This is a genomic window from Pseudomonas protegens, from assembly GCF_003363755.1.
Lineage (GTDB): Bacteria > Pseudomonadota > Gammaproteobacteria > Pseudomonadales > Pseudomonadaceae > Aquipseudomonas > Aquipseudomonas danubii.
On the sequence record NZ_CP031396.1, the window covers coordinates 491,515 to 503,649 of the forward strand.

Consider the following 12,135-nt stretch of genomic DNA (forward strand, 5'->3'; position numbering starts at 1 on the left):
GGCAGTGGTCATCCAGCCCCAGGGCTAGTAATTGGCGATATCGCGCAGCTCGTCTTCGAGAGCACCAATCAGCTCGGCCCGTGACAGTTCATGCAGGTCCTGATGCCGCGACGCTGGCGACACAGGTTCGGGCGCCGTCACCGACTCCCGGGTTTCAGGCGCCAGGAGCTCGCCCATGAGGTAGTCCGTGACCTGTTCGATGGAGGTGTATTCGAAGCCGAAGGTCGAAGGCAGGTCGATGCTCAACGCCCGGCCCAGCCGTGAGCGCAGGTCCAGCGACATGACCGAGGACATGCCCATGTCGAAGAAGCCCTTCCTGACGTCGAGCTCCAGGCCATCGGCAACGCCGAACACTTGCCCCACTACCTCGCAGACCAGCGCCTGCATGGCCCGGCGCTGCTGCAGCGGTGGCAGGCCAATCAGCTCGGCCAGACGCTGATCCGCGGCGCTATCCGCGGCGCCCAGGTGTTCGAGCAGGGGCCAGCGCAGCACGCTCAGGTACAGCCCTTTGAGTTGTTGCCAGTCGACATTGAGCAGCCCGCACTGGCCCTGGCCGCCCAGCACGCGAGCTATGGCTTGCACTATCTGCGAGCGCTGCAAAGGCTGCAGGCCGCTGCCTTGCATGGCCGTGCGGGCGGCGGCGTCCTGCTCAAGCTCCTGTTCGCTCTGCGTCAGGTGCAGCAGCTGGCAGTTCAACCCCTGGCGCCGGCGCTGTGCATGCACCCACGAGGCATACGCATCGGCAATCGCCGAGCGGGCGAAGCCGGCCCCGCCAAGCAGGGAAGACACACTGCCCAGGATCAGGAAGAACGCTTCGGGGTCATCGATCAGTTGGTGAAGCTGCTGCAAGACCTCAAGCGGCCGAGCGCTTTCCTGCATTCGCACGACAAACTCTGGCTCCTTGAGTGCAACCGTGCGCCAGTCAAGATCGAGGTGGATAAAGCCGGCGATGCGGTCTTGCGCTCGCAGCGTCGCGAAGGTGTCAGCCAGGTTTTCCCGGCTCAGGTCCGAGAGGCTGCTGATCGCCATCGCCCCGGGCATCCGCTCAGGCATGTGCAGTTGCCCGGGGGCCTCGCAGAGCAGCAGCACACGCTGCACACCCCGCTGCCCGAGTGCCGTCAGCACAGGCTCCAGGTCACATCCCGGGACGGCATGCAGCACAACGGTTCCGTTCAGCGCCGGCGGCTCCAGGCGCTGGAGCGGGTCGGTTTGATCCTCCACCAGGTATTGCACCTCGACCCGGGCGCCGCTGATCGCAAAGTGATCATGGCCAGGTTGGCCGTGCAACAGCCGGCAGAGGCTGGCGTAGCTTCTTCCGTCGCTGCCCTGCAAAGTCACCAGACCGCCCCACCAGGCAGGATGCTCCAGGGCGAAGATATGCGCGGCGCCCTGCCAGGTGGCCTGGACAGCGCCCATGGCCGGCGATGCAGCATCCCTGGCATGAAGGGCGAACCAGACCGGCTTTGCCGGTGTTCCGACGCTGGCAATCGCACCGGCGAAGGCCTGTACCAGCGCCGCAGAGGCCACCAGGGATACACCGAGGTCGTCGGCCTCCTGAGCATCAGCGCCGGCAACGATCACCCCCAGGCAGGACGGATCGGCCACTGCCCCGCGCAACGCCGAGGACAGTTGACGGGCCAGAGGTTGTTGCCCGGCGTGCAGCTCGATGACTTCGACCGGACGCTGTTCAGCCGCGAACGCCGCAGCCAGTGGCTGGACTTCGGCGGTGCTCCAGGCCAGCACCATCCAGTAGCCCTCGCGTTGCCGAGCACCCTCGCCCGGCATCGGATAGTCCTGCCATTGGCGAACGATCATCGGCAGGTCGAGGGGTGCGCTCTGGAGGTCGGGCAAGTACCACGAACCAGGATGGCCAAACTGCGGACCTTCGAACAGTGCCAGCTGGCAACCCCGGGCATCCACTACCTGCAGGCTGTCGGGTTTGTCGGCGTCATGGCCGGTCAGCACAATCCATACCTGCGCCGGCAGGTCTGCCCATACCTGGAGCCCGGAGAACCCGACCAGCGCGGCGGCGTGGGCGCCTTCAAACAGCTCGACCACACTGGCCAGCAACTGGGTCTGGCGCTCGGCCGCCGTCAGGGAGTGGGCAAAGCGGTACAAGGCCCGCTGCCCGCCCGTGGCCGCACACCCGGACCATGGGCACAGGCCAACGTCCGGCGCCGGCGCTGAAGGCTCATCGAGCATCGACACCGCGCGCAGGGTTTGCTCCTGCAACTGCACTGCACAGTCAACCAGGGTTCCGCTCATGCAGACCTGGCGGCGCTCGTCGCCGGCCCCTTGCAAGGCCAGTTCGAAGCAGGCGTCAGCGGCCTGGCTGAGGTGGATGCTCAGGTGCGAAGTGAGGTGCTGTTCGCCGCGCAGACGCAGCTGGGCAATCTGCAAGTCGCGGATCTGCTGCACGCCCCGCGGTGTTTCCTGCACCGCCTGGAGCACGGCATCCAGCAACAGGTGAGTCTTGACCCTGTACCCCTGTTCGCCCAGCGGGTCGTAATGCCCGGCCTGGGGAGCGAGAGCCCCCGACCAGTACCAGAGCTGCCCGGCCGGCCGTACCAGCATCTGCAGGCAAGGGTGGCCCGAGGCTGCCCGGGCGGGCTGCACCGCCGTGGCCGGCTGCCCAGCGTCGATCCAGTAGTCGTTGAGCTGCCACGGATAGGTGGGCAACCCGATGGCCTGACAGCCGTCCGGCAAGCGCTCGGGGCCCGGCGCCTGGACGCCGCGGCCAAAGGCCTCGGCCAGGGTTGCCCAGGGTTCGCCGGCCGCGGGTTTGCGGTCATTGGCGATGGGGCTGCCGGCCAGCCAGGCCTGTAGTGCCTGAGCCAGCTCGCGGCAATCCTGGCCCTGGACGACCAGGCGTTCCTTGAACGCCGTGCGCCGCACCAGCGCGTTGTAGCAGATGGTCTGTGGGCAGTGCTCGGTAGTGCCCAGGAAGGACACATAGCGCTGGGCCAGCTCCGCCAATGCCGCCGGGGTGGCCGCGGACAGGCACAAGGCCACTGGCGCGGTGGCGGGAGGCAAAGGCGCTGTCGCGGGCGCCGTGTAGCCCTTGAGCAGCACATGCACGTTGGTCCCGGTGAAACCAAAGGCACTGACCCCGGCCACCCGCGACTCCGGCCGGCCCGGCCAGTCCATGGCCTGATGCGCCAGCTTGAGGTTCATGGCCGCCCAATCGACACGGGTGTTGGCCCGCTGCAGATGGGCTTGCGGGGCAATCCGGCCGTGCTCCACCACCAGGCAGGCCTTGATCAGCGAAGCGATGCCCGCTGCCGCCTCGAGGTGCCCGATATTGGCCTTGACCGAGGCCACCGTCAGCGCCGGACTGTCGGGGCTGGCCTGGCGATAGGCGTTGTGCAGGGCGTTGAGCTCGATGGGGTCACCCAGCACCGTACCGGTGCCATGGGCCTCGACGTAGCTGACTTGCCCCGGATGCACGCCGGCGTTGGCCAGTGCTTCGCTGATCAGCGCCTCTTGCGCCGGACCATTGGGCACTGTCAGCCCGGCACAGGCACCGTCGTGATTGACCGCCGAACCGAGAATCGTCGCGACAATCGGGTCACGCTCCCGCTCGGCCTGGGCCTGGCGCTTGAGAATGACCACGCCGCAGCCCTCCCCTCGACCGTAACCGTCGGCACTGTCGTCGAAGGCCTTGCTGATGCCGTCCGGGGCCAATGCGCCGGCCTGCCCCATGGATTGAAAGATCGATGCCGAGGCGATGACATTCACCCCACCGACAATCGCGATGTCGCACTCCGCGGCACGCAAGCTGTTGCACGCCAGATGGATGGCCGTGAGCGATGACGAGCATGCGGTGTCCACCGTCAGGCTCGGCCCACGCACGCCGAGAAAATGTGAGAGGCGCCCGCAGATCGCCGAAAACGAACTGCCAGTGCCGTAGTGGGCATCCACGCCTTGCGCGCTACCCAGGACCCGGGTTTCGTAGTCGTGGGCGTTGGCCCCGACAAACACCCCGACCCTCTGTTCCAGCAGCTTCTCCTGAGGGATACCGGCCCGTTCCAGAGCCTCCCAGGCCACCATCAGCAACAGCCGTTGCTGGGGGTCCATGCTCCGGGCTTCCTTGGGGGAAATGCGGAAGAACGCTTCGTCGAACCCTTCGGGGCGCTGGATAAGGCTGGCAAACCGCGGGAAGGTTTCCTCCGGTTTGGCGCCGGCGAGCCGGGACGGCGGTACCGGCCCTACGGTGTCCGTCTGTTCCAGTATCAGCTTCCAGAGGGCCTCGGGGCTGTCGGCCTGGGGAAACCGGCACGCCATGGCCACCACGGCGATGCTCCCCGCGGCGTCGGTCGCCCCGGCATCGACCGTTACCGGGGTACTGGCCGGCTCCCGGGACAGCAGCCCTTCCAGGTACTGGCCCAGCCGGTTGATGGTGGGATAGTCGAAGCCCACTGTCGCCGACAGCTTGAGGGCGAACTGGCGTTCCAGCATGCGCTTGAATTCAACCAGGGAAATCGAGCTCAGGCCCAGTTCGAAGAAGCCTCGATCCGGGTCCGGGTCGGCACAGGCCACGCCGATGATCTGCGTCAGCAGTGCACCAATCTGCGCCCGCACATCCCCCACCGGCTGCGCCGCAGCGGGCACCTTGGCCGGTGCCGGCACTGCGACTTGTGCCAGCTGCGGCACGCTCAGCGCCACATCGTTGGCCTGGGCGCAGAGATTGCCCTGGGCGTCATACACCAGTACCTGCGCCCGCAGCTGGGACACGAGTCCCGCCGGCTGCGGCCGCGGCGCCGGGGCAAACCAGAAACGCTGCTGCTGCCAGGGATAGGCCGGCAGCTCCAGCGCCGCCTCCCTGGGTTGGAAGGCTTGCCAGTCGGGACCCGCGCCCCACTCGTACAGGCGGGCAACAATACTGGCCAGCTCCAGGGCGGCGTCGCCCTGCTTGTGCAAGGCGCCGCACACCAGCCCCTGGGTTCCCTTGTCGGCCAGGGCCTGGTTGATCGACGCCGCCAGCACGGTGTGCGGGCCGATCTCGACGAACAGCCGGTGCCCCTGCTCGATCAACTGTTCAATGGCGCGATCGAAGCGCACGATGCCACGGGCATTCCTCGCCCAGTAGTCGGCATCTGCCAGGATCGGCTCCTCGGGCATCGCGCTGGTGGAAATCCAGGGCGTGTGCGCGGCAACCACCGGCAAATCCTCCAGCCCCGCGCGGATCTGCGTCAGGCACTCATCCATCTGGTAGGAGTGGAAGGCATATTCCGCCGGCATCAGGTAAGTGAAGATGCCTTCGTCACGCAGTTGCTGATCCAGAGCCTGTACAGCCTGCGGGCTGCCGGACACCACACAGCTGTTTCGACTGTTGACCACCGACAGTTCCAGTTGCGGGTTGTTCGCCAGACGCGACTGGAGCGTCGGCGCGGGCAGGCCCACCACCAGCATCCGCCCCTGCCCCAGGGTGTCCTTCATGGCCTGGGCCCGATGGTGGATGACCCGCACCGCCGACTCCAGGTCCAGTGCTCCGGCGCAATAGGCCGCGGCCACTTCCCCCATGGAGTGGCCGACCACCGCCGCCGGGATCACACCCCACTGGCGCAGGCATTCACTGATCGCCACCTGGATGGCAAAGATGCAGGGCTGGGCAAATTCGGTCAGGTGCAGGCGGGACCCACTGGCGTCGCTGCGCAGCTCGGCCTCCACCGACCAGTTAGCCCACTGGGCCAGCGCCTGGTCGCAACGCCGGATCATCGCCAGGAAGGCCGGCTCCCGTTCAAGCAGGTCGCGGCCCATTCCCACCCACTGGGCGCCCTGCCCGGTAAACACCAGCACGGGCCCGCGCCGATCCTCTTCGTCCGTCGCGCAGGCCAAGGTCGGGGCCGGCAACTGCTCCAGCTGGCTCTTCAATTGCGCGGCGTTCGCACCCACCACGGCCGACCGGTAGGGAAAGTGATCACGACGATGAATGGCGCTGGCGACAAAGGCTTGTAATTGCCCATCGTCCTGCTGCGGCAGATGAATGGCATAGGCCCTGGCCTGCTCCACCACGGCCTGCGCGGACCTGGCCGATACCGGCAGGACCCAGGGCCGGCCCTGTGCCGAAGGTTCCTGCTGCGGCTGTGCCTGCCGATAGGCGCTGGCATCTTCGAGAATCATGTGGACGTTGGTGCCACTGAGCCCGAAACCGCTGATTCCAGCCAGGCGCGGCCGGTCGGGCAACGACTCGATCGCCGTGGGCACCGCCAGCCGGGAACGCTTCCAGTCCACCAGAGGGTTCAACTGTGCGAGATGCAGTTGCGCAGGCACCTCGGCGTGCTTGAGAACCATCATGGTCTTGATCACGCTGGCCATTCCGGCGGCCGCATCCAGATGGCCCATGTTGGCCTTGACCGAGCCCACCCACAGCGGTCGCTCACGCCCCTGGAAGGCACGGTCCAGCGAAGAGAGTTCGATCGGATCGCCCAGTGGCGTACCGGTGCCGTGGGCCTCGACATAGTCGATGTCGTCCACGCTCAAGCCGGCCACTTTCAGGGCCTGGCGGATCACCGCAGCCTGGGCATTGGCGTTGGGCACGGTCTGGCCGGCACTGGCGCCATCCTGGTTGATCGCCGAGCCCCTGATCACAGCCTGGATCGGGTCGCCATCGCGCAGGGCATCTGCCAGGCGCTTGAGCACCGTGACCCCGCAGCCCTCGCCCCGGACGATCCCGTCGGCCGCCGCATCGAATACCCGGCAGCGGCCACTGGGCGAGATCGCCCTGATCTGGCTCATGTAGATCGTCAGGTCCGGCGCCAGCATCAGGTTCACCCCTCCGGCCAGGGCCATGTCCGCCTCCCCTGCCTGCAAGGCGCGACAGGCCAGGTGCATGGCCACCAGGGACGAAGAGCATGCCGTGGTCACGGTCATTGCCGGCCCATGAACACCCAGGTGGTAGGCAATACGCCCGGCGGCGAAGCTGAATTCCTTGCCGGCGGCATAGTAGGGATTGATCTGTTCGATGCCGGCCTCGCGGGAATGCAGCGCCAGGTAATCCATGCCCAGCATGCCGACATAGACCGCGGTCCTGCTGCCTTTGAGCTGCTCGCGGGTCAGGCCGGCCCGGGCCACGCTTTCACAGGCGACCTCCAGCAGCAGGCGCTGCTGCGGGTCCATTTCCTTGGCTTCAGAGGCCGAGATGCCAAAGTAATGCGCATCGAAGCGGTCGATGTGCTCGAGGAACGCCCCCACCTTGCTGTAGGTCGTACCGGTTTCAGCAGCGTTCTCATCGTAGATCGCTGCTGTGTCCCAGCGCTCTGCGGGAACCGGTCCGACAAAATCGGTCCCAGCACGAAGGAGCTCCCAGAATGCCTCGGGGGTCGATGCACCTTTGGCAAAGCGGCATCCACTCCCGATGATTGCAATGGGTTCAAAATCCATGGGCGCACGAGCATCCATTCAGTCATCTCCTTCGACTGGGTGTTTAGTGTTTAGAACGCGGGTTTGGCGGTAGGAACCTGCATGTCGCCCAGGTACTTGTGCCAGAGGTGTTCAGGGTCGCTTTCAACCGCAGCGATGATTTCGCGCATCTTGTCCAGCACTTCCAGGCGCTTGCCGCTGTAGACGTCCCCTTGCAGCAATTGCAGGATGTCCAGGCGGTAGCGTGGGTCTTGAACGAACGCGGTGAAGAGGATGTTCAGGCGGTAATAGAGCGTGATGAACTCATACCAGTTCTTGATGCCATTCCTGATCATGCCTTCGTAGTGAGTGAAACTGGACTTGCTGAAGTCGTTGTTCTTCACCGCCTCGATGATGTCGCCGCTGGCGATGCGCGCACTGTTGAGTGCAACGCTGACGCCGCTGGAGAAGATCGGGTCGACGAACCGAGCGGCATCGCCGATCAGCACGAAGCTGTCGCCACAGACTTCTTTCATGCCGTAGCTGTAGTCCGCCTCTTTCTTGAACGGGCGGACCTGCTCCGAGGCCTTCAGCGCGTCATGCAGGTTTTCCCGGGTCTTCACCGCTTCCCAGAAGAACTCTTCATAGGTGAGGTCGGAGTTGGTGTAGTTCTGCTTCTGCGTAACCACGCCCACGCTGGTAATGGTTTCGGTGATCGGGATCTGCCAGACCCAGGTATTGGTCATCGGCAGGAAGTGAATGAAGATGTAGTCGACCTTGTCCGGGCTTTGCGTCGCCGACTTGCGGTCGAAGTTGTCGAACCAGGAGTGAATCGCGAACTGGTTGAAGACCGGGTCCTTTTCTCGCAAGCCCAGCCGGCGGCCCAGCAGCACGTTACGACCGCTGGCATCCACCACCATCTTCGCCTTGATCTCGACGCTGCGCTTGCCCAGCTTGGCATTGACAATGACATTGCCCGGGCTGAGAAACTCGACGTCAGCGATCTCCACGCCCTGGAAGACCTTGGCCCCCAGCGAACCTGCGTGCTCCAGAAGAATGCGGTCGAACTTGCCGCGGTCGACGTGGAACGTGAAGTCGCGATCGACCCCTTCCTGCTTGCGCTCGTTGAAGAGGATTTCCGCCGAACGGAAATCGTGGTCCAGCCCCTGGAAGCCCATCTTGTCTTCGGGGCCGGAATCTGCCGAGGTCCAGGCAGCGCCGAACTTCTTCGGGAAGTTGGCTTTCTCGATCTTTTCCATCACCCCGATTTCCAGCAGCACCGGAGTGGTGGCCGGTACCAGCGACTCGCCAACATGCTCGCGCTCGAACAGTTCTTTTTCGAACACCGCGCATTTGACACCGGCTTTTGCCAGGTAGGAGGCCATGGTCGAACCCGCCGGCCCGCCACCGATAATCACTACATCATAATCATGATCGCTCATTGCCCACTCCCTGTTAGGCGCACTCGGCCTTTAGTTGCTCGACAGTCCTGGATATTGCATTCAGGTCTTTGAAATATTTGCCGGTGATATGGGTACTTGGAATCGAGACACCCATTTCATCCCTGATGTAGACCATGAGCTTGACGATATTCATCGAGTTGAGAATGCCCCACTCCAGTAGTGGAGTCTGGTCATCAAGCTCATCTTCCTTTGCACTTGGCCCGATTAAATCTTCCATGATGTAGCGACGAATCTTTTCTTTAACTTCCTCTCCGTCCATAGACGTACGCTCCTGCACTCGACAATCGTGGGTTGGGAAAACCCGTCTACAATCCTCAATCAGAATGCACTTGTGAATAGCCGATTTTGCAAAAGGCCTTTGCATATCCGCAAAGGCAAAACAGCCCCGACAACATCGAAATCAACACAACTTAACGGTGTTCCACAGGCCTGTATGACGATCTTCAGAAAGTCATTTTCGAGCGCCAAAGCATAGTTTTGGCGCTCTGCGCAATTGGCCACTAGAACTATTTTTGTATCCAGATAGTGCAAACCAAGCCTTGCACTTGAGCGGTGTTCCGCTCTGCGCCGGGTGGAGCTGCGGAGCCTGAAATATTATGAATCAATTTTATCAAAGCCAACTAATCAAGGGCCCAGCACTGCTTGACAAACAAAAAGCCTAGCCGTACTAAGGAGGCTGTCATGATCTATTTGTAATTTGTCTTTACAAAAACAAGACACTAAAAACTCTAAAAGGATTTAGTAATGAAGGCGCTAGGCGTTGTCAATGACATAGACCTTTATATATCCGTAACTAAAACTGGTAGTTTCTCCGAAACAGGAAGACTATTTGGCATCCCACCTTCTTCGGTGATGCGCAGAATCAATAGCCTCGAAAAAGAACTTGAAACCTGCCTATTCAATCGATCGACAAAATGCTTGGTACTTACCGAAACAGGCCTGCTCTTTCTCGAACATGCAAAGAACATCTCGAGATGCATTGGGCATGCTAGATCAGAAGTAAAAGAACACACTGCATCGACCCTTGGCATTCTCAAGGTTTCAGCACCCGTGGCCTTTGGACGGCGCCATGTAGCGCCTTTGTTGAGCCGAATACTGAACCATCATCCCGGTTTGAACATTGAATTCTCGCTTAACGACAACGTTCTCGACCCCAGCATCGATAACGTCGATATCTGTATCAAGCTGGGCATATTGCCGGACAGTAATCTGATTCCAACGAAACTTGCGGATATGCGGCGCGTGCTCTGCGCAAGCCCGGAATACATCCGGCAACACGGCTGTCCGCAAACTCTTGAAGACCTGTACCAACATGCCTGCCTGATCCACAGCACCTGCAGCAACTTCTCACTGACTTGGCAATTCAAGGTCGATGGCCTGTTCAAGAAGCTCATGCCCAGCAGCCGGCTATCGGTCAACAGTTCCGAGTTGCTGGTGGACGGCGCCCTTCAAGGCATAGGAATCATCCACGCACCCACCTGGCTGGTGCATGAACAGATCGCCAGCGGCCAACTGGTGTCGCTGCTCGACGAATATTGCGAGGCCGATCCGCAACAGGGAGCGATCTACGCACTGAGGGCACGCAGCAGCGTTGTCCCGGCCAAGACCCGCCTGTTCATCAATGAGTTGAAACGCTCGATCGGCAGCACGCCTTACTGGGACTTGCCGTTTGAAAAGGAAATACCGCAGACCCTGGCCACCCTGCATTTCGATACGGCAATGCATTCAGCGCTTTCCAGAGCCACCACCTTGCACGACAAGAGCCAGACATCATGAATCAGTACGACGTCATTATCATCGGTAGTGGTATCGCCGGCGCGCTGACCGGCGCTGTCCTCGCGAAGTCCGGGCTGAACGTACTGATCCTCGACTCGGCCCAGCACCCACGATTCTCCGTCGGCGAAGCGGCGACACCGGAAAGCGGTTTTCTGCTGCGCTTGCTCGCAAAGCGCTTCGACATCCCTGAAATCGCCTACCTCTCGCACCCCGACAAGATCATCCAGCACGTCGGTTCGAGCGCCTGCGGGATCAAGCTGGGCTTCAGTTTTGCCTGGCATCAAGAGAACGCGCCGTCGTCCCCCGACCACCTTGTGGCCCCGCCGCTGAAGGCGCCGGAAGCCCATCTTTTCCGGCAGGACATCGACTATTTCGCTCTGATGATTGCCCTGAAACACGGCGCCGAATCCAGACAGAACATCAAGATCGAGTCGATCAGCCTCAACGACGACGGGGTCGAGGTGGCATTGTCCAACGCCGCCCCCGTCAAGGCCGCGTTCATCATTGACGCTGCTGCCCAGGGCTCTCCGCTCTCCCGCCAACTGGGCTTGCGCACCACCGAAGGGCTGGCGACCGACACCTGCTCATTCTTCACCCACATGCTCAATGTGAAGAGCTACGAAGATGCCCTGGCTCCGTTGTCCCGCACTCGTTCCCCCATCGAACTGTTCAAGAGCACCTTGCACCACATCTTCGAAGAGGGCTGGTTGTGGGTCATCCCCTTCAATAACCATCCGCAGGGCACCAATCAGTTGTGCAGCGTCGGCTTCCAGTTCAACAACGCCAAGTACCGTCCCACCGAGGCGCCGGAGATCGAGTTTCGCAAACTGCTGAAAAAGTACCCGGCCATCGGCGAACACTTCAAGGATGCGGTCAATGCCCGGGAGTGGATCTACGCGCCGCGCATCAACTACCGCAGCGTGCAAAATGTCGGGGATCGCTTCTGCCTGCTGCCGCAAGCCACAGGGTTTATCGACCCGCTGTTCTCCAGGGGATTGATCACCACCTTCGAGTCCATCCTCAGGCTGGCCCCCAAGGTGCTGGACGCCGCCCGCAGCAACCGCTGGCAACGGGAACAGTTCATCGAAGTCGAGCGCCATTGCCTGAACGCGGTGGCGACCAATGACCAGTTGGTTTCCTGCTCCTATGAAGCCTTCAGCGACTTTCACCTGTGGAACGTGTGGCATCGGGTCTGGCTCAGCGGCTCCAACCTGGGCAGTGCCTTTCTGCAAAAGCTGCTGCACGACCTGGAACACAGTGGCGACGCCCGCCAGTTCGATGCAGCGCTTGAGGCGGTGCGCTTCCCTGGCTGCCTGTCCCTGAACTCGCCCGCCTACGAAAGCCTGTTCAGGCAGTCGTGCCAGGTCATGCAACAGGCCAGGGAGCAAGCCAGGCCGGTGGCCGAAACCGCCAACGCGCTGCATGAACTGATCAAGGAGCATGAAGCCGAGTTGTTGCCCCTGGGCTATTCGCGGATATCCAATCGTTTCATCCTCAAAGCCTGAATGCCTGAGTGATGCCCGGGGCCGGGTGCCGGTGTCTGTGACCGGCAGCC

At 62.4% G+C, this 12,135-nt stretch carries 5 protein-coding genes; 2 read left to right on the forward strand and 3 right to left on the reverse strand.

Features of this window, described 5'->3' with window-relative positions; genetic code table 11:
- Positions 1–24: 24 nt before the first annotated feature.
- The 3 genes from DWF74_RS02030 to DWF74_RS02040 are packed head-to-tail and all read right to left on the reverse strand — an operon-like array spanning position 25 to position 9,063.
- Entirely contained in the window at positions 25–7,401 is a 7,377-nt protein-coding gene (locus DWF74_RS02030; protein ID WP_115580181.1) for a type I polyketide synthase, read from the reverse strand.
- A 32-nt stretch (positions 7,402–7,433) separates the two neighbouring features.
- Complete coding sequence (locus DWF74_RS02035; RefSeq protein WP_011061079.1) at positions 7,434–8,783, reverse strand: NAD(P)/FAD-dependent oxidoreductase; 1,350 nt, start codon at positions 8,781–8,783, stop codon at positions 7,434–7,436.
- Positions 8,784–8,796: 13 nt separating this feature from the next.
- Positions 8,797–9,063: a phosphopantetheine-binding protein gene (locus DWF74_RS02040; protein WP_011061078.1), complete on the reverse strand. Its 267-nt coding sequence runs from the start codon at positions 9,061–9,063 to the stop codon at positions 8,797–8,799.
- Positions 9,064–9,548: 485 nt separating this feature from the next.
- Here DWF74_RS02040 and DWF74_RS02045 point away from each other — a divergent pair, with 485 nt between their 5' ends.
- Positions 9,549–10,580, forward strand: a complete 1,032-nt coding sequence (locus DWF74_RS02045) for a LysR family transcriptional regulator (RefSeq protein ID WP_115580182.1) — start codon at positions 9,549–9,551, stop codon at positions 10,578–10,580.
- Positions 10,577–12,085: an NAD(P)/FAD-dependent oxidoreductase gene (locus DWF74_RS02050; protein ID WP_115580183.1), complete on the forward strand. Its 1,509-nt coding sequence runs from the start codon at positions 10,577–10,579 to the stop codon at positions 12,083–12,085. The genes DWF74_RS02045 and DWF74_RS02050 overlap by 4 nt, the downstream gene beginning before the upstream one ends.
- The last annotated feature ends 50 nt before the right edge of the window (positions 12,086–12,135 follow it).